At 68.4% G+C, this 25,005-nt stretch carries 18 protein-coding genes and 1 tRNA gene; 8 read left to right on the plus strand and 11 right to left on the minus strand.

Going from position 1 to position 25,005, the window contains the following annotated elements:
• Window positions 1-20: 20 nt before the first annotated feature.
• From ACLBWL_RS13445 to ACLBWL_RS13455, 3 genes are read right to left on the minus strand one after another with little or no spacing between them, the layout of a single operon-like run.
• Window positions 21-1,274: an adenosylmethionine--8-amino-7-oxononanoate transaminase gene (locus ACLBWL_RS13445; RefSeq protein WP_447793837.1), complete on the minus strand. Its 1,254-nt coding sequence runs from the start codon at window positions 1,272-1,274 to the stop codon at window positions 21-23.
• Complete coding sequence (gene bioD / locus ACLBWL_RS13450) at window positions 1,271-1,888, minus strand: dethiobiotin synthase (RefSeq protein WP_447793839.1); 618 nt, start codon at window positions 1,886-1,888, stop codon at window positions 1,271-1,273. The genes ACLBWL_RS13445 and bioD overlap by 4 nt, the downstream gene beginning before the upstream one ends.
• A gap of 20 nt (window positions 1,889-1,908) precedes the next feature.
• Window positions 1,909-3,030, minus strand: coding sequence for an 8-amino-7-oxononanoate synthase (locus ACLBWL_RS13455; protein WP_447793841.1), 1,122 nt, complete (start codon window positions 3,028-3,030; stop codon window positions 1,909-1,911).
• A gap of 119 nt (window positions 3,031-3,149) precedes the next feature.
• Here ACLBWL_RS13455 and galA point away from each other — a divergent pair, with 119 nt between their 5' ends.
• The 3 genes from galA (at window position 3,150) to ACLBWL_RS13470 (ending at window position 9,697) form a co-directional block, all read left to right on the plus strand.
• Entirely contained in the window at window positions 3,150-5,657 is a 2,508-nt protein-coding gene (gene galA, locus ACLBWL_RS13460) for a beta-galactosidase GalA (protein ID WP_447793843.1), read from the plus strand.
• 153 nt (window positions 5,658-5,810) lie between these two features.
• Window positions 5,811-8,561, plus strand: coding sequence for a TonB-dependent receptor (locus ACLBWL_RS13465; RefSeq protein WP_447793844.1), 2,751 nt, complete (start codon window positions 5,811-5,813; stop codon window positions 8,559-8,561).
• Window positions 8,561-9,697: a glycoside hydrolase family 53 protein gene (locus tag ACLBWL_RS13470; RefSeq protein ID WP_447793846.1), complete on the plus strand. Its 1,137-nt coding sequence runs from the start codon at window positions 8,561-8,563 to the stop codon at window positions 9,695-9,697. The genes ACLBWL_RS13465 and ACLBWL_RS13470 overlap by 1 nt, the downstream gene beginning before the upstream one ends.
• 320 nt (window positions 9,698-10,017) lie before the next feature.
• Here the strand turns inward: ACLBWL_RS13470 and ACLBWL_RS13475 are convergent, their stop codons facing one another.
• Both ACLBWL_RS13475 and ACLBWL_RS13480 read right to left on the minus strand, forming a co-directional pair.
• Complete coding sequence (locus ACLBWL_RS13475; RefSeq protein WP_447793848.1) at window positions 10,018-10,656, minus strand: 2-dehydro-3-deoxy-6-phosphogalactonate aldolase; 639 nt, start codon at window positions 10,654-10,656, stop codon at window positions 10,018-10,020.
• Window positions 10,653-11,516, minus strand: a complete 864-nt coding sequence (locus tag ACLBWL_RS13480; protein WP_447793850.1) for a 2-dehydro-3-deoxygalactonokinase — start codon at window positions 11,514-11,516, stop codon at window positions 10,653-10,655. Before ACLBWL_RS13480 ends, ACLBWL_RS13475 begins: the two co-directional genes overlap by 4 nt.
• A 191-nt stretch (window positions 11,517-11,707) precedes the next feature.
• Between ACLBWL_RS13480 and ACLBWL_RS13485 the strand changes: the two genes are divergently transcribed.
• The 3 genes from ACLBWL_RS13485 (at window position 11,708) to ACLBWL_RS13495 (ending at window position 16,878) form a co-directional block, all read left to right on the plus strand.
• Window positions 11,708-12,442 (plus strand): FadR/GntR family transcriptional regulator, encoded by a 735-nt coding sequence (locus ACLBWL_RS13485; RefSeq protein ID WP_447793852.1) that lies wholly within the window; start codon window positions 11,708-11,710, stop codon window positions 12,440-12,442.
• Window positions 12,443-12,569: 127 nt separating this feature from the next.
• Window positions 12,570-13,526 carry a Gfo/Idh/MocA family protein gene (locus ACLBWL_RS13490; RefSeq protein WP_447793854.1) on the plus strand — a complete coding sequence of 319 codons (957 nt, stop codon included), beginning with the start codon at window positions 12,570-12,572 and terminating at the stop codon, window positions 13,524-13,526.
• A 169-nt stretch (window positions 13,527-13,695) separates the two neighbouring features.
• Window positions 13,696-16,878, plus strand: coding sequence for a TRCF domain-containing protein (locus ACLBWL_RS13495; RefSeq protein ID WP_447793856.1), 3,183 nt, complete (start codon window positions 13,696-13,698; stop codon window positions 16,876-16,878).
• Between the two features lie 8 nt (window positions 16,879-16,886).
• Here the strand turns inward: ACLBWL_RS13495 and ACLBWL_RS13500 are convergent, their stop codons facing one another.
• Window positions 16,887-17,732 (minus strand): N-formylglutamate amidohydrolase, encoded by an 846-nt coding sequence (locus ACLBWL_RS13500; RefSeq protein WP_447793858.1) that lies wholly within the window; start codon window positions 17,730-17,732, stop codon window positions 16,887-16,889.
• Window positions 17,733-17,843: 111 nt separating this feature from the next.
• Here ACLBWL_RS13500 and cpdR point away from each other — a divergent pair, with 111 nt between their 5' ends.
• Window positions 17,844-18,221 carry a cell cycle two-component system response regulator CpdR gene (gene cpdR, locus ACLBWL_RS13505; protein ID WP_447793860.1) on the plus strand — a complete coding sequence of 126 codons (378 nt, stop codon included), beginning with the start codon at window positions 17,844-17,846 and terminating at the stop codon, window positions 18,219-18,221.
• A 44-nt stretch (window positions 18,222-18,265) separates the two neighbouring features.
• Window positions 18,266-18,340 (plus strand) — tRNA-Val (locus ACLBWL_RS13510).
• Between the two features lie 499 nt (window positions 18,341-18,839).
• Here ACLBWL_RS13510 and ACLBWL_RS13515 read toward each other — a convergent pair.
• The 5 genes from ACLBWL_RS13515 to ACLBWL_RS13535 are packed head-to-tail and all read right to left on the minus strand — an operon-like array spanning window position 18,840 to window position 24,740.
• Window positions 18,840-19,898: a LacI family DNA-binding transcriptional regulator gene (locus ACLBWL_RS13515; RefSeq protein WP_447793862.1), complete on the minus strand. Its 1,059-nt coding sequence runs from the start codon at window positions 19,896-19,898 to the stop codon at window positions 18,840-18,842.
• Between the two features lie 10 nt (window positions 19,899-19,908).
• Complete coding sequence (locus ACLBWL_RS13520; protein ID WP_447793864.1) at window positions 19,909-21,423, minus strand: tryptophan halogenase family protein; 1,515 nt, start codon at window positions 21,421-21,423, stop codon at window positions 19,909-19,911.
• On the minus strand, window positions 21,420-22,451 hold the full coding sequence (locus ACLBWL_RS13525; RefSeq protein ID WP_447793866.1) for a cupin-like domain-containing protein: 1,032 nt from the start codon (window positions 22,449-22,451) through the stop codon (window positions 21,420-21,422). Before ACLBWL_RS13525 ends, ACLBWL_RS13520 begins: the two co-directional genes overlap by 4 nt.
• Complete coding sequence (locus ACLBWL_RS13530; RefSeq protein WP_447793868.1) at window positions 22,444-23,166, minus strand: SapC family protein; 723 nt, start codon at window positions 23,164-23,166, stop codon at window positions 22,444-22,446. The genes ACLBWL_RS13525 and ACLBWL_RS13530 overlap by 8 nt, the downstream gene beginning before the upstream one ends.
• Complete coding sequence (locus ACLBWL_RS13535) at window positions 23,166-24,740, minus strand: tryptophan halogenase family protein (RefSeq protein ID WP_447793870.1); 1,575 nt, start codon at window positions 24,738-24,740, stop codon at window positions 23,166-23,168. The genes ACLBWL_RS13530 and ACLBWL_RS13535 overlap by 1 nt, the downstream gene beginning before the upstream one ends.
• Window positions 24,741-25,005: the final 265 nt, after the last annotated feature.

Here is a 25,005-nt window from a genome sequence, read left to right on the forward strand (position 1 = left end):
CTGCGGTGCAGCAAATAAGGTCAGGCTTGGTGTCCGAGCGCGTCGCAGGCTTCGCCGATCGCGGCGTAGATCCGGTCGAGATCGGCGTCGTCGATGCAGTAAGGCGGCATGACGTACACGGTGTTGCCGAGCGGGCGCAGCAGCAGGTCGCGGTCGCGGAAGAAGGCGAGCAGGCGCGGCCCGATCTGCGATAGATAGCCGTCCTCGCCCTCCAGTTCGACCGCGGTGATGGTCCCGAGCGCACGCGCGTTGGTGATGCGGGGATGGCTCGCGAGCGCATCCAGCCGCGTCCGCTGGCGGATCGCGAGGTCGGCGATCCGCTCGCGCACCGGCTCGTCGCGCCAGATGGCGAGGTTCGCGTTGGCGGCGGCGCAGGCGATCGGGTTGGCGGTATAGCTCGACGAGTGGAAGAACATGCGCGCGCGATCGGTGCCGTAATGCGCCTGGTAGATCGGCTCGGTCGCCATCGTCACCGCGAGCGGGATCGCGCCGCCGGTCAGGCCCTTTGACAGGCAGAGGATATCGGGCACGACGCCGGCCTGGTCGCAGGCGAGCAAACTGCCGGTGCGGCCCCAGCCGGTCATCACCTCGTCGGCGATGAACAGGACGTCGTGATGCGCGCAGATCAGTCGCATCTCGGCGAGGATGGGCGCGGGATAGATGTGCATCCCGCCCGCGCCGAGCAGCAATGGCTCGACGATGAACGCGGCCGGGTGCTGGGCACAGGCGCGTTCCAGCGCGTCGAGCGTCGCCTGTTCGCGCCCGGCGGCGGGGAAGGGGATCGTGTCGACGTCGAACAGCAGCGGGGCGTAGGCGCGGTTGAAGACGCCGCGCGCGCCGACCGACATCGCGCCGATCGTGTCGCCGTGATAGCTGTGTTCGAGCACGAGGATGCGGGTGCGGTCTTCGCCCCGGTCGAGCCAGTAGCCGAGCGCCATCTTCAGCGCGACCTCGACGCTGGTCGAGCCCGAATCCGAGAAAAACACGCGGGTCAGCGCTGGCGGCATGATCGCGGTCAGCCCGCGCGCGAGGTCTTCGGCGGGTTGATGCGTCCAGCCGGCGAAGATGATCTGGTCGAGCTTGCCCGCCTGTTCGGCGATCGCGGCCATGATCCTCGGGTTGGCGTGGCCGTGTGTGGTGACCCACCAGGACGAGATCGCATCGACGATCCGCCGACCGTCCGACGTGTAGAGTGCGGCGCCGTCGGCATGCGTGACGAGCGGGATCGGCTCGCCGAGGCCGTGCTGCGTGAACGGGTGCCAGACGGGATTCATCGAAACGCCGCCAGATCGAAGTTTGCGGCAAACGCTTGCGAGAGCGTGGTCGCGCCCAAGGGCTCGAGGCGGGGCAGGCGGCCGAGGCGGCGGACCTTGCCGAGCGTCGCGACGATCGCCTCGCTGTCCTCGACCGGGTCGCCGACGAAGGCGATGCCGAGGATCGGCACGCCGCGCGCGCGCAACGCCTCGATCGACAAGAGGCTGTGGTTGATCGTGCCGAGCCCGGTGCGCGCGACGAGCACGACCGGTTTGCCCCAGCGCGCGAACAGATCGGCGAACAGCAGCTCGCGGGTGACGGGGACCATCACGCCGCCGGCGCCCTCGACCACCAGCGGGCCGCCGATCTCGGGCAGCGCGAGCCGGTCGGGATCGATCGTGACGCCGTCGATCTCCGCGGCGAGATGCGGCGAGCAGGGTGTGGTGAGGCGGTATGCTTCGGGGAGGACTCGGTCTGCGGGCACGCCGAGCGACGCGACCGACGCCGCGTCGCTGCCGTCCGCGAGCCCGGCCTGCACCGGTTTCCAGTAGCGCGCGCCGAGTGCGGCGGTCAGCGCGGCGGCGAAGACCGTCTTGCCGATGTCGGTGTCGGTGCCGGTTACCACGATCGTCATTGCACCCGTCATTGCCCCCGTCATCGCAGCGTCTCTTCCATGATCTTGCCCAAAGCCTCGATATCGTCCGCCGTCACGTTGCGCGTCAGCGAAATCCGCAACCGCGAGCCGCCCTCGGGGACGGTCGGCGGGCGGATGCCGCGGACGTCGAACCCGGCGGCCTGGATCGCGCCGGCGATGCGCATCGTCCGCGCTGCATCGCCGAGCACCAGCGGCAGGATCTGCGACCCGGTCGCCATGACGTTATAAGGCGCGAGCACGCGCTCGGCGACCGCGATCAGCGCCCAGAGCTGGTCTCGCCGCGCCGGTTCGTCGACGATGATGCGCAGCGCTTCGCTCACGGCGAGCGCCATCAGCGGCGATGGCGCGGTCGAGAAGATGAAGCCGCGGCCGCGATTGACGATGAATTCGCGCATGACTGCGGGCCCGCACAACAGCGCGCCTTCGCAGCCGACCGCCTTGCCGCAGGTCCGCAAGGTGATGACGTTCTCGCGACCGTCGAGCGCGTGGGCGAGGCCGCGTCCGTCCGGGCCGAACACGCCGGTCGCATGCGCCTCGTCGATCAGCAGGATCGCGTCGTGGCGGTCGGCGATTTCGGCCAGCGCGACGAGCGGGGCCTGGTCGCCGTCCATGCTGTAGAGGCTCTCGACCGCGATCCACACGCGGCCGGTGCCGCCGGCCTTGCGCCAGCCGGCGATCGCGTCCTCGAACGCGTCGGCATCGTTATGCGCCGCGCCGACACAGGTCGCGCGAGTGAGGCGCATTCCCTCATGCGCGCTGGCGTGGATCAGTGCATCGTGGACGATCAGATCGCCGCGCTGGGGCAGGGTCGCGAACAGGATCGTATTGGCCGCGTACCCGCTCGCGAAGAACAACGCCGCCTCGGTCCGGAACAACCGCGCCGCCTGCGCTTCCAGCGCCTCGTGTTCCGGCGCATTGCCGCGCAGCAGCCGCGATCCGCCGGACCCGACCGCGACGCCGCGGCCCAAAGCGTCGATCATCGCGCCGCGCAACCGCTCCGACCCTGCCAGCCCGAGATAGTCGTTCGAGGCGAAATCGATGCCGCGGCGGGGGGAGAGCGCTCGACGGCGATCCGCTGCAGCGAGGTTTGCAAGGTCGTCGATCTGATCCGCGAACATCATCGCGTCGCCCTACCCGCTACGTTGGCCAAAGACGATCCCGCCCGTCCCCGGCCGCCGCAAATCCTGCTCGCACAATCGATCGCGGTGGTTTATCTTATAAATAAACCGGGAGAGATGTCTTGTCAGAATTAACCCGCCGTGCGGTGCTCGGCCAGAGCGCGCTCGCGCTGACCGTTGCCGCCACACCAGCCGCGGCCACCGCCTTGGCGGGCCCTGACGCCCAGGTTCCGGTGCCGCGCTCGCCGAGGTCTGTCGAGCGGCTGGACGTCTGGCGCTTCCACCTCGGCCATGCGGCGGATCTCGAGCGCGATTTCGGGTTCGGACGCAACCAGCGGACCTTCGCCAAGGCGGGCGCGGCGACCGCCGATGCGGCGCTGCCCGCATTCGATGACGGTGCGTGGCAACAGGTGCGCGTGCCGCACGACTGGGCGGTCGCGCTGCCGTTCGCGCCGCCCGCCACGCCGCCATCGAAAGAGACCGAGGATGCGGTCGCGGCGCACGGCTTCAAGGCGATCGGCCGCAATTTTCCCGCCAACAGCATCGGCTGGTACCGGTGCCCGATCGCGGTCACTGCGGCGGATCGCGGGCGCCGGCTATGGCTCGAATTCGACGGCGTGTTCCGCGATTGCCTGGTGTTCGTGAATGGCCACATCGTCGGGCGCAACGAGAGCGGTTATGCGCCGTTCCGCGTCGAGATCGACGATTTCCTCGATTACGAGGGCGGCAAGAATGTCGTGACCGTCCGCGTCGACGCGACGCTGGGCGAGGGCTGGTTCTACGAGGGCGCGGGGATTTACCGCCATGTCGAGCTGGTCCGCGCCGACCCCGTGCATGTGCCGCAATGGGGAACGGTGGTGCGCGCCGAGGTGCAGGCGGACGGCGCGCAGGTGTCGACCGCGACCGAGATCGTCAACAGCGGCGAGGCTGCGGTCGAGGGCGTGTTGCGCCAGCGCATCGTCGGTCCGAGCGGCCGTGCGGTCGCGCCATTGCCGGACGCGGCGTTCACCTTGCCCGCTGGAGAACGGCGGACGCTCGATCAGCAAGCGCGCGTCGCGACGCCCATGCTGTGGTCGGTCGAGACGCCCAAGCTCTACACGGTCCAGGCGGAGGTCGTGATCGGCGGGCGGGTCGTCGATCGCTACGAGACGCGCTTCGGCATCCGCACGATCCATTTCGACGGGCAGCGCGGCTTCCTGCTCAACGGCAAGCCGGTGAAATTGCTCGGCAGCTGCAATCATCAGGATCATGCGGGTGTCGGCACCGGCATTCCCGATGCGCTGCACGCGTGGCGGGTCGCGCAGTTGCAGGAGATGGGCTCGAACGCGTGGCGCAGCGCGCACAATCCGCCCGCCTCCGCGCTGCTCGACGTGTGCGACGCGACCGGCATGATGATGATCGTCGAGGCGCGGCTGAACAGCAGCGACGACGAGGCGATGGCGCAGCTCGACCGGATCGTCCGCCGCGACCGCAACCGCCCGAGCGTGATCGCGTGGTCGCTCGGCAACGAGGAGCCGCAACAGGGCTCGGCCAAGGGCGCGCGCATCACGGGCGAAATGCAGGCGGCGGTGCGCAAACTCGACCCTACCCGGCCGACGACGTTTGCGTTCGATAACAGTTGGGATGCCGGTGCGGCGAAGGTCGTCGACGTGATCGGCTTCAACTATCGCACCGACAAGATCGAGGCGTTCCACCAGCGTTTTCCCGACAAACCGACGATGGGGACGGAAACCGGCAGCACCGTGAGCACGCGGGGTGCGTATGGAAACGACGCGGCGGCGCACGTCGTCCGTGCGTACGACACCGAACATCCGTGGTGGGCGTCGACCGCGGAAGGCTGGTGGTCGGTTGCGGCGACGCGGCCGTATATCACCGGCGGGTTCATCTGGACCGGGTTCGACTATCGCGGCGAGCCGACGCCGTTCGCGCAGTTTCCGAGCATCTCGAGCTATTTCGGCGTGCTCGACACGTGCGGCTTCCCGAAGGACAATTTCTATTATTACCGCGCGTGGTGGCGGCCCGAGCTGCCGCAGGTCCATCTGTTGCCGCACTGGAATTGGCCCGAAAAAGTGGGGCTCGGCCGCGAGGGCCAGCCGATCGAGGTGTGGGTGCACGGCAATTGCGATACGGTCGAGCTGTTGCTGAACGGGCGGTCGCTCGGGCGGAAACCGATGCCGCGCAACGGGCATCTTGCGTGGATGGTGCCCTATGCGCCGGGCAGGATCGAGGCACGGGGCTTCAACGGCGGGCGGCGGGTCGCGACCGCGATCCGCGAGACGACGGGCGAGGCGGCAGCGGTGCGGCTGACCGCCGACCGGCGCGTGGCGAAGGCGGACGGCAACGACGTCGTCATGCTGCGTGCCGAAATCGTCGATGCGCGGGGCCGGGCGGTGCCCGATGCCGACACGCTGCTGCGGTTCGAAACCAGCGGCGGGGCGGCGGTGATCGGGGTCGGCAACGGCAATCCAACCAGCCTGGAGCCCGATGTCGCGACGCAGCGTCGCGCGTTTCACGGCCTCGCACAGGCGATCGTCCGCGTCGGCGATCGGCCGGGGCCGTTCGCGGTGTCGGTCTCGGGCGAGGGGCTGAAATCCGCGTCGCTGCGGATCATGGCGATGCCGCCGGTCTGACGCGACGCCTATCGCTGCGCGGCCGTGCCTGGGGAGAGTGCATGGCCGCCGTCTATCGCAGTGCGACCGTCTATCTCCCTATTGCGCAACAAGTCATATATATCTTATAAATGAGAGACGGCTCCGACGAGGGCCGATCCATGGGGGGACAAGATGCGTAACAGGTTCGTGTTGCTGACGGCGGTCAGCATGTGGTCGCTCGCCGGGGCGGCGATGGCGCAGACCAGCCAGGGTGGATCGACCAGCGCAGCGCCCGCGGCCGCGGCCACCACGCCTGCCGCGGAACCTGCTGCAGCCGATCCCGCGCAGGCTCCTGCGGTCGATCCCGCTGCGACCGGCGACGACATCGTCGTCACCGGGTATCGCCAGTCGCTGCGCTCGGCGATCGCGGGCAAGCGCAATGCCGACCGCGTCCAGGAAGTCCTGTCGGCGGAGGATATCGGCAAGCTGCCCGAGGCGAGCATCGCCGAATCGCTGGCACGCCTGCCCGGGCTGTCGACCAATCGCGATCGTGGCAACGGGACGCAGATATCGATCCGCGGGCTTGGGCCAAACCTCGTCAACACGTTGCTCAACGGCCGCGAGATCGTCTCGGCCGAGAGCAGCCGCAACGTCCGCTACGAGCAGTTCCCGGCCGAGCTGATCAACGGTGCCTCGGTGTTCAAGTCGCCGACCGCCGCGCAGGTCGAGGGCGCGATCGCCGGGCAGGTCGACCTGCGCACGATCCGTCCGCTCGACGTCAAGGGCACCAAGGTGGTGCTGAACGCGCGCGCGATCTACAGCGATCTCGCCGGCGACGTGCAGGATTCGAAGCCCTGGGGCTATATCGCCAGCGCCTCGTATATCGGGCAGTTCTTCGACAACACGCTGGGGCTTGCGGTCGGCTATTCGGGCCGTCGCCAGTCGGTCGCGACGGTGCGTACCAACGTCTTCCGCTACACCAACAGCTTTGCCGACCTGAACGGTGACGGCAAGACCAACGACCAGATTCCGTACGGCTTCGAGGCCCTGTCGCGCGGCGGCGACGACATCCGGCACGGCGCGCTGGCGGCGCTGCAATGGCGGCCGAGCAGCAGCTTCGAGGTGAATGGTGACTTTTTCTACAGCCGCGTGAAGTTCGACGAGACGCAGCGCGGCGTGCGCGCGGAGAACCTGCCGTTCGGCAATACGCTGACCGGCGCGACCGTCGAGAACGGCTATGTCACCGGCATCACCGCGACCAACGCGAACACCGATTTCGGTCAGGTGGTGCGCGGGGTGAACGAGCTGTTCTTCTTCAAGGACGATCTCTACGCGGGCGGGCTCAACGCCAAGTGGAGCCCGGAGGGGTGGGAGATCACCGGCGACGTCGGCTATTCGACCACGCATCGCGACCAGCAGTTCCTGACGCTGCGCACCGAGCCGTACGGCGTCAACGCGACGACCTCGTTCCTGACCAGCCCCGGCAAGGTGCCGACGATCGGCGTCAACGTCGACCTGACCGATCCGACGCTCAACCGGATCGCCGATTTCCAGATCCCGACCAACGGCGGCGGCGCGCCGCTGATCAACGACGAGCTGTGGAGCGGCAGCTTCGATGCGCGTCGCGAGATCGGGCAGGGGCCGCTTGCCGCGCTCCGGTTCGGCGGGCGCTATACCGACCGGTCGAAGGATTATACGCAGCGCACGCAGTTCGGCTTCATCGATCCGACCGCACGGACGCCCGTTCCCGCCAACCTGCTCAATGCGCCGTACAGCTTCTCGGGCGCGTATGCGGGCCTGCCGTCGGTGCAGTCGATCGACATTCTCGCGGCGGTCAACCAGCTGTTCGGCCCGATCAATCCGACCGAGTCCGAATTCGATCGCCAGGCCAGCTGGAAGGTCGGCGAGAAGACCTATGCGGGCTATGCGCAGGTCGATCTCGACGGCAACCTGTTCGGCCTGCCGTTTACCGGCAACCTCGGCCTGCGCGTGATCCGTACCGAGACGCTGTCGCGCAGCACGCAGGTGGATCAGGTCCAGCAGGCCGACGGGTCGGTCGTCACCACCGCCACGCCGCTGTCGGTGGCGAATGACTTCACCGATTGGCTGCCCAACCTCAACCTCACCTTCAAGGCGACCGACAAGCTCCAGTTCCGCTTGGGCGCGAGTCAGGCGGTGTCGCGGCCGCCGCTCGACGATCTGAGCGCGGGCGTCAGCATCTACACGTCGGGGCCACCGTCGGCGCAGGGCGGCAATCCGCTGCTCGAACCGTTCCGCGCGAAGCAGCTCGATGCGACGGTCGAATGGTATTTCGACCGCGACAGCGCGCTGACCGTGTCGGGGTTCTACAAGAAACTTGGCACCTATATCGTGCCGCAGCTGACGACGATCTTCGCGCCCAACCCCGCTGGCGGCCCCGATCTGGAGGGCACGTTCCGCCAGCCGGTCAATGGCCAGGGCGGCGAGATCAAGGGTGTCGAGGTGCTGTTCCAGAAGGCGTTCACCTTCCTGCCGGGCGCGCTCAGCGGGTTCGGCGTGTATCTCAACTACAGCTATACCGACAGCAACATCACCGTGAACGAGAACGACAATGCGATCGGCACGATCCAGTTGCCGGGGCTGTCGAAGCACGTCGGCAACGCGACGCTGTATTACAGCAAGTCGGGCTTCGAGGCGCGGATCGCCTATCGCTATCGCAGCAGCTACGCGACCGAGCTCGGCGATACCGACCGCATCCTCTACACCGCACCCGAGGGCGTGATGGATTTCCAGACGAGCTATGATTTCGGCAAGGGATCGAAGCTGGAGGGGCTCAAGCTGCTGTTCCAGGCGAACAACCTGACCGACGAGCCGTTCGAGACCTATTATGGCGATCGCGCGTTGCAGGGACGCTACGAGAAGTTCGGGCGACGCTTCCTGATCGGTGCGGGGTTCGAATTCTGATGCGCCGCGTTCTCCTGATGCTCGCGTTGCTTTCGTCTGCGGCCACTGCGCAGACTGCACCCACGCTCGTCGCGAAACCGGCGAGCGGGCTCTATCTCGGCGCCGACCTGTCCTACGTCAACGAGATGGAGGATTGCGGCGCGATCTTCCGCGCGGGCGGCAAGCCGGTCGATCCGTTCGCGCTGATGAAGGCGAAGGGCGGCAACATTGTCCGCGTCCGGATCTGGAACGACGCGAAGTGGACCAGGTACAGCGACCTCGCCGATGTGACGAAGACGATCCGACGCGCGAAGGCAGCGGGGATGCAGGTGCTGCTCGACTTCCATTATTCGGACGATTGGGCGGACGGCGAGAAGCAGATCGTTCCCGCGGCGTGGGCGAAGCTCGATACCCCGGCTCAGGCGAAGGCGCTCTATGCCTATACGCGCGACGTGCTGGGGAAGCTGAATGCGGCCGGGCTGATGCCGGAGGTGGTCCAGGTCGGCAACGAGACCAATCCCGAGGTGATGGGGCCGCTGCCGAAGGGCAATCTGAAGGACCACAAGATCGACTGGGCGCGCAACGCGACGTTGCTGAACGCGGGGATCAAGGCGGTGCGCGACGCGGGCAAGGTCGCGACGATCAATCCGCGCGTCATGCTGCACATCGCCCAGCCCGAACATATCGCGCAGTGGTTCGACGATGCGACGGCGGCGGGCGTGCGCGATTACGACGTGATCGGGATCAGCTATTACCGGAAATGGTCGACGCGGACGCCCGCCCAGCTCGGCGAGACGATCGCGGCGGCCAGGGCGCGCTACAAGGCGGACGTGATCGTGGTCGAGACGGCGTATCCGTTCAGCCCGGTCGGCGAGGATGCGTCACCCGATCTGCTGGGTGCGGATTCGCTGCTGCCGGGCTATCCGGCGACGCCGCAGGGGCAGCTGAAGTATCTTGTCGATTTGACCCAGACGGTGGTCGATGCGGGCGGGATCGGCGTGGTCTATTGGGAGCCGGCCTGGGTCTCGACCCGGTGCCGGACGCGCTGGGGGCAGGGCTCGAACTGGGAAAATGCGGCGTGGTTCGGGTTGAAGGAGCATGAGGCGCTGCCGGCGTTCGATTTTCTGGGCCGGCGCTATGGGAAGACGGCGAAGTAGGGGCGGGCTTTGGCTCCAGTCCCACAATGTATCGTCATCCCCGAGCAGGCGGGGATCGATATCCTCGAGGGGTCGCGATCCTGTCATGAGGCCAGCCAATATGGGTTCCCGCCTCCGCGGGAATGACGGGGGGATAACCCGCGCACCGTGTTCGATCGCAATTGGCGAAGTTTTCGATCCTCCCCCGCCAGGGGGAGGTGGCGCCAAAGGCGACGGAGGGGGAGGACACGGAACAGAGCGTGTCGCCGACCGCCCCCTCCGTCTGGCAAGAGCCAGCCACCTCCCCCTGGCGGGGGAGGATCGGTCATCATCGACGTCGATCAGCCTTCGCCCTTCAACGCCGCGATAAACCCGGCCGCGCGCGCGCCTACGTCCGCGGCGGTCATGCCAGGCGCATACAGGGCCGACCCGAGGCCGAACCCGGCCGCGCCGGCCTTGGTCCACGCCGCCATGCCCTCCGGCACGACCCCGCCGACCGGCAGCACGCGCGTCTCCTTCGGCAGCACCGCGCGCATCGCCTTCAATACCGTCGGGGTCGCCGCTTCGGCGGGGAACAGCTTCAGCGCCGCAGCACCCGCCTCCAGCGCGGCGAAGGCCTCGGTCGGGGTGGCGATACCGGGCAGCGCGACATAGCCGCGCTCGGCTGCCGCGGCGATCACGCGCAGGTTCGCGTTGGGGGCGATGATCAGCGTGCCGCCCGCCGCACCGACCGCCTCGACGTCCTCTACGCGCAGCACGGTGCCGGCACCGACCACCGCGCGGCCCTTCAGCGTGCGGGCGAGGCGCGCGATGCTATCGAGCGGATCGGGCGAATTCATCGGTACTTCGAGGATCGTGAACCCGGCCGCGACCAGCGCCTCGCCGATCGCCTCGACCTCGTCGGGTTTCACGCCGCGCAGGATCGCGATCAGCGGGCATTGCGCGAAGGCCGCGTCGAAGGCTTGGCGGTGGTCGGTCATGCGGCAAGGTCCTGGATACGAGTGATGCCGGCCACGAAGGCGGCTTGGCTGTCGATGATGTGCGCGGTGCCGCCGAGCGCGGTGATCGCCTCGGCGTAGAGCGCGCCGAGGACGGGGTCGGCGAGGATGTGGACGATCGCGCCCGGCTCGATCCGCGCGGCGGTGTCGGCGCCGATCAGCAGCCCGCTGGCGAACGAGGCGGCGTGTGCGTCGTCGGCGAGCCCGAGTACACCGCGCGCGCGGATCGCGAACAGGCTGGCGGCGAGATCGCGCTTGGCGCCTTCCGCGACGCCTTCGCGGAACGCGTCGCCGGGTTCGACCGCATGGCCGAGCTGGCGCGACAGGACGCCGTGCGCGCGGAGCAGCGCGAACAGCTCGCCGGTCATCGCGGTGGTGAACCGGACGATCGCGCCGCCCTCGACGGTCGCCCATTTGCAGTGCGTGCCGGGCTGGCAGAGCAGCGCGTCTGGCGGGACCAGGCCGGCGGCGACCGCGCCGAGCAACTGCACCTCCTCGCCGCGCATCACGTCGGCATGCAGCCCGTCGCGATACGACAGGCCGGGGACGATCGCGGTGCGCGCGTCGATGCGGTCGAGCGCGGCGGCGACCTGCTTAAGACCAGCGGGCGCGGCGACGTACGGCACGCTGCGCCAGCCGATGTTCGATCCGACCATCCCGGCGAGCAGCATCGGCAGGTCGCCGAGCCGGTCGCGAATGCCCGCGACCTCCGCCTCGTACGCGCCAGCCGCGACGCTGGCCGCGCCGCGGTCGTCGCGCTCGGTCGCGACGACGTGGCCGTCCTCGATCCGGAGCGCCCGCCGGTTGGTCGTGCCCCAGTCGACTGCGATAAAGGGATCCATGCTCACCATCTCGATTTCATCGGTTCGACCGCGCGATCACGCCGCATACCGCGCAAACCGGATCGTCGCGATGTCGTCCACCCACAGGTTGCGAGCCGCGACATGCGATATTTATACGATAATAGCATGAAGTCCAGTATGGTCCCTTGTACGCGTGACAGCACGGGAATGTTGCGTCAGAACGACAGGCAATGGCTACCGACATGACAGACAGCGAGACGATTCCGGCTGGTCCGGCCGGCGCCATCGCGGGGCGCAACCTTACCCACGGCATGCTCGACACATTGGGGCGGGCGATCGTCACCGGCCGCTACGAAACGCGCCCGTTCCCGACCGAGGCGGAGATCGCCAAGACCCACGGGGTCAGCCGCTCGGTGACGCGCGAGGCGGTCAAGATGCTGACCGCCAAGGGCCTGGTCAGCGCCCGCCCGCGTCAGGGAACGGTGGTGCAGCCGGCGAGCGCGTGGAACCTGTTCGACACCGATGTGCTGCGCTGGACGCTGGAACGCAAATTCTCGGTCGAGCTGTTGCGGCACTTCAACCAGTTGCGCGTCGCGATCGAGCCCGAGGCAGCGGCGCTGGCGGCGCGGTTCGGCGATGCGGCGGATCTCGCGGCGATCCGCGGCGGGCTGGAGCAGATGGAGGCGGGCGAGGCGGGGCTGACCGATCCGCTGGAGGCCGACATCGCGTTCCACGTCGCGATCCTGCGCGCGTCGAAGAACCCGTTCTATGCGCAGTTCCAGTCGGTGGTATCGACCGCGCTGCGCACGTCGATCCGCTTCACCAACCGGATCAAGGGGCGCTCGGCGAACATCGCAGACCACGCCGCGGTGGCGGACGCGATCATCGCGCGCGATCCGGCAGCGGCGCGCGTGGCGATGACGCGGATCATCGGCGACGTGCTGGAGCTGATCGGGGAGGACTAGGGCGGGGCTTTCCTCGGCGCGGCCCTCAGCGCGGCGGGGCGAAGGACGCGCGCGTTCGGTAGCCGTTGATAGGACGCGCCGCATTCCTTAGACGGAAAAGTAAGACAAATCTGAAGAGGATCTCCGAATGGCCGCCGACCCCTCCACCCAGCCGCCGATTCGCCTGGCCATCGTAGGGGTCGGCAAGATCGCGCGTGACCAGCATCTGCCGGCGATCGCGCAGGACCCGCGGTTCGAACTGGTCGCCGCGGTCAGCCGCAACGCGGTGGTCGACGGCGTCGCGAATTACCGCGACATCGCCGAGCTGCTGGCGGCGGACCACGAGATCGATGCGGTGTCGCTATGCACGCCGCCGGTCGGCCGCGCCGAGATCGCGATGGCGGCGATCGATGCCGGGCTCGACGTGATGATGGAAAAGCCGCCCGCCGCGACGCTGTCGGAGGTGGCCCGGATCGAGGCGCATGCCGCGGCTGCCGGCCGGACGCTGTTCGCGACCTGGCATTCGCGCGAGGCGGCGGGCGTTGCTCCGGCGCGAAAATGGCTCGAGGGGCGCCGGGTCGAGAAGGTGATGATCGACTGGCGCGAAGACATCCGCCGCTGGCATCCCGGCCAGGACTGGATCTTGGAGGCGGGCGGGTTCGGTGTGTTCGATCCCGGGATCAACGCGCTGTCGATCGCGACCGAGATCCTGCCCGGCGCGTGGACCGTCGATGCGGCCGAGATGCAGGTGCCCGCGGGCCGGATGTCGCCGCTTGCCGCCGAGCTGAGCCTATCGTGCGACGACGCCACGGGCGCGCGCGTGCCGGTGACCGCCGCGTTCGATTTCCTCCACGAAGGGCCGCAGCAATGGGACATCGTCGTCGATACCGACGGCGGCCGGCTGACATTGCGGATGGGCGGATCGGCGCTGGAGGTCGGTGGCAACGTGAGCGAAGAGCCCGACGCTGAATATGCGCGGCTGTACGCCAAGTTCGCGCGGCTCGTGGCGGCGCGGTCGAGCGAGGTCGACGTCACGCCGCTGCGTTTGGTCGCCGATGCCTTCCTGGTCGGGCGCCGTACGATCGTTCCCGCATTCGCCTGGTAATCCGCGTCCGCCGACCGAATACACGTGCCGAAGTAACGCAGGATACCGCGCGCGATGATGCAGGATATAAACCACCTGATCGATGATAAGCCGACAGGAACGCGCCGATAGGCACTCCGTTCATTCCTGAAGCGGGCCCGGCAAGGGCCGAGGATAGGGATGCGTATCGGTGCTTCAGGTCAGTCGGCAAATCGAGCAGGAACACGGCATTGTGGCGGCAGCGTCGGCGGTCGCGCCACTGGCGACCGCGATCGTCGAACGGCTGGAGCACGGCAACCTCGTCTACATCGCGTCCGACGATCAACGCGCGACCGACCTCGCCGCGATCGTCGCGGCGCTCTCCTCGAGCGCGCTGGTGGTGCACCTGCCGTCCAGCGACGCGCTGCCCGGGGACGATGCGCCCGCGTCCCCCGCCAATGTCGGTTTGCGCGTGGCGGCGCTGCGCCGGTTGCGCGCCGGTGTCGAACGCGGCCACGCACCGATCCTGCTGGTGACGACTGCCGAAGCCACCGCGGTCCGCTATCCGGTGCCGGCGATGTTCGATGCCGCCCCGCCGCGGCTTGCGCCGGGTGACCCGATCGATAGCGACGCGTTCGCCGCGACCGCGGCCGAGATCGGCTATCTGACCGACGACCGGGTCGACGAACCCGGCGAGATCGCGGTGCGCGGTGGCGTCGTCGACATATTCCCGGCGGATCGCGACCGGCCGGTGCGGGTCGAGTTCGCCGACGGCAAGATCACCGCGCTTCGCCTCTACGATCCCGTGTCGCAGTTGAGCCAATGCGATGTCGCCGTGATCGAGATCGGTCGCGCGACCGAGCCGGCGGTGCATCAGGGCAGCGACCAGGGCGTGGCGATCCTTGCGCATCTGCCGGGTGCAGCGATCGCGTTCGACCCCGATTCCGACCGCCGGCGCACCCGCTTTCTCGCGGTCGCCGCCGATGGGCTGCCCCGCCGCAAGGCCGCCGCCGATCTGGTTCTGGACAAGGCCTGGAATACGGCGATCGCGGCCTGCGAGACGGTCACGTTCACGATCGCGGAGGAGGCACCGCCGCGGTTCGTCGAGCGGCGCGATCCGACCCGCGCCTTTGCACGGTTCGCGCGGGATGTGCTGGCCGATGGACGGCTGCTGATCGTCGGATCGCCGCGCGACCTTCGGTTCCTTCGCCCCCGGCTGGAGCGCGCGGCGAAGACCGCGTTCGATCAGGTCGACGACTGGGCCGCTGTGTTGGCGGCGAAGCCGGGACGGGCGATGATGCTCGCTGCGCCGATCGATCGCGGTTTCGTGGCAGCGGGGATCACCGTCGTGGCGAGCGCGGATCTGCTGGGTGGTCGCGCGCGGGGCGACGAGATCGCCGATAGCCGCGCCGCGCAATCGGCCTTGTCGAGCGAACTGCGCTGCGGTGACGTCATCGTCCACGAGACGTTCGGGATCGGCATCGTCCGCGGGTTGCAGGTGCTTCCAGACAGCGACGGCGACGCGATCGTCCTCGAATATGCCAAGGGCGGGCGGCGGCTCGTGCCGGTCGCGGAGGCCGATCGGATTTGGCGCTATGGGGCCGACGAGGACGCGGTGACGCTCGATACGCTCGACGGCGCGTCGTGGCAGAAGCGCCGCGGCGCGATCGACGCGACGATCGCCGAGAGCGCGCGCGATCTGGCCAAGCTCGCCGCCGAACGCGACGCGCGGACGACCGATCCAATCGAGCCTGACCGCGCGGCCTACGAGCGGTTCGCCGCCGGGTTTGCCTTCACCGAGACGCCGGATCAGGCGCGCGCGATCGCGACGACGCTGTCCGACCTCGCGAGCGGGACGGTGATGGACCGGCTGGTGATCGGCGATGTCGGCTACGGCAAGACGGAGGTCGCGTTGCGCGCCGCCGCCGCCGTCGCGCTCGCCGGGCGGCAGGTCGCCGTGGCCGCGCCGACGACGGTGCTGGTCCGCCAGCATATCGAGACGTTCAGCAAGCGGTTCGAGGGGACCGGGATCGTCGTCGCGGGGCTGTCCCGCCTGTCGAGCAGCGCGGACAAGGCGCGCGTCCGTGCAGGCCTTGCCGATGGCTCGATCGGCGTCGTGATCGGGACCGGCGCGATCGCCGGCAAGGGCGTGGCCTACCGCGATCTCGCCTTGGTCGTGATCGACGAGGAACAGCGTTTCGGGACCGCCGACAAGGCCAAGCTTCACCACTTGGGCGCCGGGCATGTCCTGACGCTGAGCGCGACGCCGATCCCGCGCACGTTGCAATCGGCGATGGTCGGTCTGCAGGGCTTGTCGATCATCGCGACCCCGCCGGCACGCCGCCAGCCGATCCGCACCGCAGTCTCCAGCTTCGATGACAGCGTCGTCCGCGCGGCGTTGCGGCGCGAACGCGCGCGCGGCGGCCAGAGCTTCGTCGTCGTGCCACGGATCGAGGACATGGCGCCGCTTGCGGCCAGGCTCGCCAAGCTCGTCCCCGAACTCGGGCTGGTCCAGGCGCACGGCAAGATGCCCGCGGCGGAGATCGACGATGCGATGGTGGCGTTCGCTGCGGGCGACGGCGACGTGTTGCTTGCCACCAACATCATCGAGGCGGGGCTCGACGTACCGCGCGCGAACACGATGATCGTCCATCATGCCGACCGCTTCGGCCTGTCGCAGCTTCACCAGTTGCGTGGGCGGGTCGGCCGTAGCGGGCGGCGTGGTCAGGTGATGCTGCTGACCGACGGCGACGCGACGATCGCGCCGGCGACGTTGAAGCGGTTGAACACGTTGCAGGCGTTCGACCGGCTGGGCGCGGGATTTGCGATCAGCGCGCGCGATCTCGATCTGCGCGGTGCCGGCGATCTGATCGGCGAGGCGCAGGCCGGGCACATGAAGCTGATCGGCATCGACCTGTACCAGCATCTGTTCGCGCGGGCGCTGCGTCAGGCGCGGATCGATCACGAGGGCGGCGAGCGGATCGACGACTGGGTGCCCGAGCTGCACCTCGAACTCGGCGGCAGCCTGCCCGAGGCGTGGATTCCCGAGGAGGAGGTGCGGCTGACGCTGTACGGGCGGCTCGCGCGGATCGCCGACGTGGCGGCGCTCGATCGGTTCGAGGCGGAACTCGACGATCGCTTCGGGGCGATGCCCGATCCGGCGCAGCGCCTGTTGCAGGTCGCGCGGATCCGCATGCTCGCGCGGCAGGGCGGGGTCCAGCGGATCGATGCGGGACCTGCGGCGATCGCGTTGACGCCGCACGATCGTCGCGCCGCGAAACCGCTGGACGGACTGGTCGAGAAAAACGGGCGGTGGATCGCCCGCGAGACGATCGTCGATCCGGTCGAGCGGGCGGCGCGGATCGAGGATCTGCTCGCCGCGATGGCCGACTGAACCGCGCCTTATTCGGCTGCGGCGGCGAGCGGCGCCACGAGTGCTTCCTCCGCGAGCGCGTCGAGCATGACGCGGACGAGGTCGACGACTCGCGCGAACCCGGCACCCGGCGCGTGGTGCCTGCGATCGAGATACAGCGTGCGGTCGAGTTCGAGCTGGATCGCGTGGATGTTGTTGCCGGGGTCGGCATGCCGTTCGAGGATATGGCCGCCCGCATAGGGCACGTTGCGCGCGACCGAAAAGCCGTGCGCGACGCAGGCCGCCTCGACGACCTCGACGAACCGGCGGTCGGCGGCATGACCGAAGCGGTCGCCGATCACGATGCGCGTACCGTTCGGGCCAAGCGGCGGCATCGAATGCACGTCGAGCAGGACCGCGACGCCGAACCGGGCGCGGACCGCCTCCAGCGCCGCGCCGACCGCGTCGTGATACGGGCGATGATCCTCGACGATCCGCGTGGTGATCTCGGCATCGGTGAACCGCCGCGCCCAGAGGTCGCCCGCGGCCGAGGTCCGGCGTGGCACCAGCCCCAGGCCGCTGCGCAGCTTGGCGGATTGCTGCGCCAGCGGGACCGTCGCGGCCCCCTCGTCGATCGCCGGATCGCGTTCGTCCTCGCGCCGGTTGAGGTCGATCCATGCGCGCGCCCGCGTCTGGACGATCGCGGTCTGGTCGGTCCGCGCCGCCTTGGCGACCGCATCGACGAGCCGGTCTTCCAGCGGCAGCAGCCCGGCCGACGGCACGCGCAACGCGGTCTTCAGCGACAGCGGATAGTCGCGCCCCGCATGCGGCACGGAGATCACCACCGGACTGGTCGGGAACAGCGCGCCGAGGCGTTCGAACGGGAGGGATGGCATCGATCCACGCTAGGACGACCGAGCGGTGCGGGCAATCGATCTGGAAATCTTAACCGCTTTGCGGGTAGGGCAGGGGCTCCGGATGCTGTGCGAAAACGGGACTTTAGATCGATGTTGCGAATCCTGCTGGCCGAAGACGACCAGGTCATGCGCGAGTATCTGACGCGTGCGCTCGAACGATCGGGCTATGCCGTGACCGCAGTCGACCGCGGGACCGCGGCGATCCCGCTGCTCGAAACCCAGACGTTCGACCTGTTGCTGACCGATATCGTCATGCCCGAGATGGACGGCATCGAGCTTGCGCAGAAGGCCGGCGAGATGTGCGCCGACCTGCGCGTGATGTTCATCACCGGCTTTGCGGCGGTCACGCTGAAGGCCGGGCGGGCGATGCCGAACGCCCGCGTCCTGTCCAAGCCGTTCCATCTGCGCGACCTGGTCGCCGAGGTCGATCGGCTGTTCGAAATGGATAATGTGACGGGCATGCATTGAACGCTTGCACGCCGCGATAGTCGCGGCTAGTGGAGCCGTCCGGCGGGCGTGTAGCTCAGTGGTAGAGCACTGTGTTGACATCGCAGGGGTCGCAAGTTCAATCCTTGCCACGCCCACCATAGAAAGCCCCGCCATCTCAATGGGATGGCGGGGTTTTTTATTATATCCTCGGGCCGGGTCGCTGCGCGGCGGTTCCACCATGGGGTGCACAACAGCGACGCCATGGCGCACCCTCTGCTCGCGCCCGCAAATGGCAGGCCGGCGCCGACGAACCTGGGCAGGGCCGGCAATGCCGATGCCACGAAAATTTCCTGCAGGACCCCGACGACGATCTGCGGTCCTGTCGTGATCAGCACCTGGCGCATGATCCTGATCGACGCAGACCTCGCACGGGCGTGTGCGCAGGGGCAACGGAAGGCCGCTGTCTGACTTCGAAAGGTGCAGCCAGCGACCTGGCCGGGTTCAGCGAGCTTGGCCGGGTTCAGCGAGTAGATCGGCGCCGAAATGGTCCCGGCCCCGCTGAGATCCAGCGCGGGCGCGTGGGGCAACGATGACCCAGCCAGGCAGTCCCGTCAGCGCACACCGATCTCACCGACCCACCGTCACCCGCCAGCGCGGTCATCCCCGCGCGTGCGGCCGCGACGTGGACCCGCGCGGCGTCAGCAGGGCGGGGACCGTCACCGGGGTCGTCGTCTTCAATCGGGCGGAGAGGTCGGCGATGATCAGGTTGACCGCCTGCGCGGTGACTTCGGCGATCGGCTGGACGATGGCGGTCAGGGGCGGATGCGCCAGGCGGATGATCGGGGTGTCGTCGAAGCTGATCAGCGACAGGTCGCCCGGCACCGCGAGGCCGCGTTCGCGCGCCAGTTCGAGCGTCGCCAGCGTCATCTGATCGTTGCTCGCGATGATCGCGGTCGGCGGGTCCTGCAAGGCCAACAGATGCGCGGCGGCGGCGCGGCCCGAGGCGTGGCTGAAATCGCCGACCGCGAGCAGATCGTCCGCCGCCAGCCCCGCCGCGGCCATCGCCGCACGCCAGCCATCGACCCGCCACGCGCTCAGTTCATATTCGGCGGGGCCGGCGATGAAGCCGATCCGCGTGTGACCGAGCTCGACGAGATGCTCGGTGGCGATCGCCGCGGCCCGCGTGTCGTCCATGATCAGCCGGATGCCGGGCCCGTCGGTCAGCGAGCCGATCCGCGCGAAGCTGATTCCCTGCGCCTCGAGCAGGTTGATGATCAGCGGATTGCCCGAATGCGGCGGCGTCAGGATCACGCCGTCGGGTTGCAGTGCCGCGATCGCCGCCATCAGCTCGCGCTCGATATGGTCGCTGTGCGTGTCGACCAGCTCGACGATCAGCCGGTAGCCGTGCTCGGCGCAGGTCAGCATCCCGCCCAGCATCATCTGGTCGAACCAGTCGGTGCCCTGCCGCGCACGCCAGTCGGCGATGGTCCGCTCGCGGTCGTTGAGCGCGAGGATCAGGTAGGAGCGCGAGCCGCCCATGCGCTGCGCGGCGATCGACGGGACGTAGCCGAGCTTGTCGATCGACGCCTGGACGCGCCGCGCCATCTCGGGCCGGACGCCCGACTCCTTGTTCACCACGCGGCTGACGGTCTGGAGCGAAACGCCCGCATCCGCCGCGACATGCTTGATCGTTACCGCCTGACGCCGCCTTGCCATCCTCGTGGACTCAGGCCGCGGCGGAGTGGGGAGGAGCGGGACGGGCGGTGGCGCAATAGCGCGCGACATAGGCGGCGTGCTCGGGCAGCCCGGCGACGGTCGCGTTGGTGTTCTCGCGCAGGCCCCCGAGCAGCCGCGCCAGTTCCTCGTCGCGCAGCTTGGTCGCGATCGGGTGATAGCTTTGCGGCACGATCCCCTGGCCGAGCATCACCTGCACCCAGCTGTTTTCCGCGAACAGCTCCTCGTTCTTGCGGAATACGCGGCCGGTTTCGCGGAACAGCTCGATCTTCTGCTCCAGCGACTCCGGGATCGGCATTGCCGCACAGTGCCGCCAGAACGCGCTGTCGCGGCGCTCGGTCGCCTTGTAGTGCAGGATCAGGAAATCGCGGATCTGCAGCATGTCGGTATGCTGCTGGTCGTTGAACTCGGCGACGTCGCGCGGACTGACCGCGCCTGCCGGGAACAGCCGCAACAACCGGAGCACGGCGCGCTGGATCAGGTGGATGCTGGTCGATTCGAGCGGCTCCATGAACCCGCCCGACAGGCCGATCGCGATGCAGTTGCGATGCCATTGCTGGCGCCGCGCCCCGGTGACGAAGCGGATCATGTTCGGTTCGGTGAGCGTCTTGCCCTCGATGTTGCCGAGCAGCCGGTCGAGCGCGGCATCGCGGTCGAGATAGCGGCTGCAATAGACCAGGCCGTTGCCGGTGCGATGCTGGAGCGGAATGCGCCATTGCCAGCCCGCATCATGCGCCATCGCGCGGGTATAGGGGAGGGCAGGGCGGACGCTCTCGGTCTGGATCGCGATCGCGGAATCGCACGGCAGATAATGCGTCCAGTCGTCGAACCCGGCGTGCAGCGCGCCCTCGATCAGCAGCGCGCGAAAGCCGGTGCAGTCGAGGAACAGATCGCCCTCGATCCGCGCGCCGGATTCGAGCACCAGCGCGGCGATGTCGCCACTCTCGCCGTTCAGCTCGACCTGCGCGATCTTGCCCTCGAGGCGGCGCGTGCCGTCGGCTTCGGCCATCCCGCGCAAATATTTCGCATAGCGCGTCGAATCGAGCTGATACGCATAGTTCATCCGGTCGTCGGGCAGATGCGCGAACTTGCCCTGCAACGCCGCGCGCAACTCTAGGCAGTAATCGTCGTAAGGCTGGTCATGACCCTTGGTCAGGCCGTGCAGCCAGAAATGCTGGAAGCCCGCGGACCAGTGATCCTTGCCGGTGATGCCGAACGAGTGAAAATAGCTCTCGCCGCGGTCCTTCCAGTCATCGAACAGGATGCCGAGTTTGAACGTCGCCTGCGTCTCGCGCATGAACTCGGCTTCGTTGATTCCGAGCAGGCGGTTGAAGGTGATCATCGGCGGGATCGTCGATTCCCCGACGCCGACCGTGCCGATCGCGTCGGACTCGACCAGCGTCAGGTCGATCGTGCCGCCCATCGTGCGCGCGATCGCGGCGGCGGCCATCCAGCCGGCGGTGCCGCCGCCGGCGATCACGACGCGGCGCATTGGGTGTTCGGTCATCGGCTGAGCGCTCTCAGGAGGAAGGCGCGGAGGCGACCCGCGCTGTCGGGGGTCAGCGGCGCGAGCACGCCGCGTGCGGTTTCGGGGATGTGCTCGACGACCTCGGGGCCGTTGGCGAAAACGTAATGGTCGAACATATCGCGCCAATGCTGCTTCTCGTCGGCGGGCAGATCGCGGATCGCCAGCATCGCATGGTTCAGTGCATCCTGCGGCTGGCCGAGCCAGCGCGGGCTTTCGCGCCACCAGTAATTCACCAGCACGTTGAAGTCGGACAGCCCCTCGACATGATGCCACCACATCGCCGGGATATAGAGCGCGTCGCCCGCCTCCAGTTCCGCGACCTGCGCATGCTCAAGCGCCTCGCGAAACCGAGGGTGCGCGGCGTAATCGGGATCGTGGAAATCGACCATGCTGACCGCGCGGCCCGCCGGCGTATTGTCGACCGGGCCGAGGTAGAGATTGCGGAACTGGTCGCGCGGGAAAACCGTGAAGCGCCGCCGGCCGACCGCGACGCAGGCGAGATTGTCGGGCACGTCGTTATGCGCCGCGATCCGCGTGCGCGTGCCCATCCAGATGCTGGCGAGCGGCGTGCGGTCACCGAGATCGACATGGTTCGCCTCGTGCAATCCGGCGAAGAACTGGTGCAGGTCGATCGACGCGAGATAGATCGCGTGCGCGTCGGCGGCGCTTTCGTTGGCGTCGATCCGCGCGAAGATCTCGGGCAATTTCGCGCGGAGCATCTGGAAGTTCATCGCGTGCGCGGCGTCGTAGAACAGCCGGCCGCCGCTGTCGGGCGTGCCGACCGAGACCGCGAAGGGCAGGTCACGCGCGTGACGCTGGATATACTCGCGCGCCGTCCGTGACGATTGACGACCGGCCTGCACCATCGGCCAGTCGGCGATCAGCCCGCGCACGATGAACGGCGTCGTCGCCTCGCGCAGACGGACATCGAGGTCGGCGGGACCGTCGACCGTGATGTCGCGAACCTCTGCCATCTCGGCGAAGATGCCGGGCCTCGCCTCAGCCATGCCCGATCCGGCGGTTCTTGCGCGCGATCAGCGCGCCGATATTGCCCAGCGAGGCGAGCGCCATGAAGATCGGCATCAGATGGCCGCCGGCGTGCAGGTCCGCGACCGCGGCGTCGTCGAGCGCGACCAGTCGGTCCTCGTCGATGACATGGAACCCGACCAGCCGGTTCTTTGCGCCATCATCCAGCGTGACGTCGAGCGTCAGCGGTTCGAGCAGATCGTAGCGCTGCAACGCCGCGAAGAAGTCGGCCGAGGCGACATAGTCGGTGTCGAGCGCGCGGAGCTGGTCGGCGATCCGCTCGAGATACGGCGTCGGGCGGCCGGTATCGTCGAACACGCGCATGCCTTCGCCGCCGTCCGCAACGACCCGCGGGCTGGCCATGTCGATATGGACCTGGCGCACGTCCGAGCCATCGGCGCCGCGGCCGACGAGGAAGGGCTGGCTGTCGATCGCGAGCGGGCGATAGCGCGCATCCCATCTGCCATCGACGAGGAACAGGTTTTCGCCGTCCTCGAACCCGAACAGCGCGACGGCGGTGACATTGCCCTGTGCCTGATCGCGCTGGAACAGGATGGGATAGTCGGTCTGGACGCGGCGAAACTCGCTCGGGACGGTGAGGCACGCCATGATCGCGTCGCCGAGTTCGGGCGCGCGTTCGGTGCGGATCCGCAGGTCGCGGTGGTCGTCGGCGGTGAGGATGGCGTGGTCGGGCATCAGGAGATCGGTTCCATGGCGGGCAGGGACGCATGCCGCAGGGCGTCGAGATAGGCGCGATTGGTCGGCAGGCCAGCGGTCAGCATACGCCTGCGCTGATCGACCTGCCCCAGCAAGCTGTTCGTGCGCGATCGATCGGCCGTGGCGATCGGCCCGCGCGACGGGGCGGGGAAGCCCATCCCGTACAACACGTACTGATAGCTGGCGGCGGGGAAGATCTCGTCGATCATCGGGAAATCGGCGCGCGACGGCGGCTGGTGGCGCCAGAGCTGGAGCAGCTCGGCGAGCCGCGGCGGGATCGACGCCGGATCGCGGTGATCGCGCCAATAAGCTTCCTCGCGCGCGCTGAGCACGTAATGCAGCTTCAGGAACTCGACGATCCGGTCCCAGCGATAGCGGAACAGCGCGTTGAAGCGGTCGGCGTGGATAGCCATCGTGCCGCGCGTGACCGGGAAATTGTCGAGCAGCGCGTCGAGCGACAGTTCGATCAGCACGATCGCCGAGGCTTCGAGCGGTTCGAGAAATCCGGCAGACAGCCCGACCGCGAGGCAGTTGCGATGCCAGAAGCGCTCGCGGTGGCGCGATCGGAACCGGAGCTGGCGGAACGACGGCGTCGGCGCGTCGGGCGCGGTGGCGCGCAGATAGCGGGTCAGCGTGTCCGCCGCCGCATCGTCGCTCAGATGCGCGGACGAATAGACGCAACCGATACCGCGCCGGGTCGGCAGGCCGATGTCCCAGATCCAGCCCGCGGCGTGCGCGGTGGCGTTGGTCTGCGAGGCGATCGCGCTGTCGGGCGCGACCGGCAGCTGCACCGCAAGCGCGCGATCGTTGAACAGCTCGCCGCCGCGATCGACCGTCGCGACGCCGTAATGCCCCTCGATCAGCAGCGCGGCGTGACCGGTGCAGTCGAGGAACAGATCGCCGGCGATCGCGCCCGACGCGCGCGTCCGCACCGCGGCGATATCGCCGTCCTCGGTCGCATCGATCCCGACGACGTGATCGCGGACATGGCGGACGCCCAGCCGGTCGGTCGCATGGCGCATGAGCAGCGCGGCGAGTTTCCCCGCGTCGAGATGGTACGCGTAATTCTGCGTACCGGCATAATCGGGCATCACCCGTTGACGCGGTGCGAGGTTCCGGCGGCAGAGTTCGGCCTGCGCGCCGACGGCGTCGGCGAACCGGTAGCCGCGCTTTGCCCAGGCCGCGACGATATCGTGCGGATCGCCCTCGACCGGCGCGGTGAAGGGATGGAAATAGCTGTCGTCGGGTGCACCGGTCCGCCAGCCGTCGAACCGCGAGCCCTGCTTGAACGCGGCGTCGCAGGCCAGCAGGAAGTCGGTTTCGGTGATGCCGATGCGTTCGAGCGTCCGGCGGATCGTCGGCCAAGTGCCTTCGCCCACCCCGATTGTCGCGACGTCGGGGGATTCGACCAGCGTCACGCGGATCGGTCGGGCCGCGGCGGGATCGGCCCGCGCGGCGATCACGCAGGCGGCCAGCCAGCCGGCGGTACCGCCGCCGACGACCACGATGTTCGTGATCGGGTGATTTTCTCCGGCACCGTTCTCGTTGGCCATCGTCTGCTGCCTGTGTCCCTAACTGCGCGTGCTAGCTTGTCCCGTCGGCGGCGGGAACGCTATCCTTGACCACCATCCTGACGAAACTGAGGATCCAGGAAAACGCAAGACGGTCCTCATTGGCTCTGGGTCCTGACTTTCGTCAGGATGACGGAGCGGTTCGAGGCGGTCCATACCTCACGATCCTCCCCCGCCAGGGGGAGGTGGCGTCGTAGGCGACGGAGGGGGAGGTAAGCGACAACGCTCGCTCCGTGTCCTCCCCCTC

The organism is Sphingomonas sp. M1A8_2b (genome assembly GCF_053345535.1).

Coding starts and splice junctions, on each gene's coding strand:
- ACLBWL_RS13445 (WP_447793837.1), bottom strand. CDS start 1,274: ATGAATCCCGTCTGGCACCCGTTCACGCAGCACGGCCTCGGCGAGCCG.
- bioD (WP_447793839.1), bottom strand. CDS start 1,888: ATGACGATCGTGGTAACCGGCACCGACACCGACATCGGCAAGACGGTC.
- ACLBWL_RS13455 (WP_447793841.1), bottom strand. CDS start 3,030: ATGATGTTCGCGGATCAGATCGACGACCTTGCAAACCTCGCTGCAGCG.
- ACLBWL_RS13465 (WP_447793844.1), top strand. CDS start 5,811: ATGCGTAACAGGTTCGTGTTGCTGACGGCGGTCAGCATGTGGTCGCTC.
- ACLBWL_RS13470 (WP_447793846.1), top strand. CDS start 8,561: ATGCGCCGCGTTCTCCTGATGCTCGCGTTGCTTTCGTCTGCGGCCACT.
- ACLBWL_RS13475 (WP_447793848.1), bottom strand. CDS start 10,656: ATGACCGACCACCGCCAAGCCTTCGACGCGGCCTTCGCGCAATGCCCG.
- ACLBWL_RS13480 (WP_447793850.1), bottom strand. CDS start 11,516: ATGGATCCCTTTATCGCAGTCGACTGGGGCACGACCAACCGGCGGGCG.
- ACLBWL_RS13485 (WP_447793852.1), top strand. CDS start 11,708: ATGGCTACCGACATGACAGACAGCGAGACGATTCCGGCTGGTCCGGCC.
- ACLBWL_RS13490 (WP_447793854.1), top strand. CDS start 12,570: ATGGCCGCCGACCCCTCCACCCAGCCGCCGATTCGCCTGGCCATCGTA.
- ACLBWL_RS13500 (WP_447793858.1), bottom strand. CDS start 17,732: ATGCCATCCCTCCCGTTCGAACGCCTCGGCGCGCTGTTCCCGACCAGT.
- cpdR (WP_447793860.1), top strand. CDS start 17,844: ATGTTGCGAATCCTGCTGGCCGAAGACGACCAGGTCATGCGCGAGTAT.
- ACLBWL_RS13515 (WP_447793862.1), bottom strand. CDS start 19,898: ATGGCAAGGCGGCGTCAGGCGGTAACGATCAAGCATGTCGCGGCGGAT.
- ACLBWL_RS13520 (WP_447793864.1), bottom strand. CDS start 21,423: ATGACCGAACACCCAATGCGCCGCGTCGTGATCGCCGGCGGCGGCACC.
- ACLBWL_RS13525 (WP_447793866.1), bottom strand. CDS start 22,451: ATGGCTGAGGCGAGGCCCGGCATCTTCGCCGAGATGGCAGAGGTTCGC.
- ACLBWL_RS13530 (WP_447793868.1), bottom strand. CDS start 23,166: ATGCCCGACCACGCCATCCTCACCGCCGACGACCACCGCGACCTGCGG.
- ACLBWL_RS13535 (WP_447793870.1), bottom strand. CDS start 24,740: ATGGCCAACGAGAACGGTGCCGGAGAAAATCACCCGATCACGAACATC.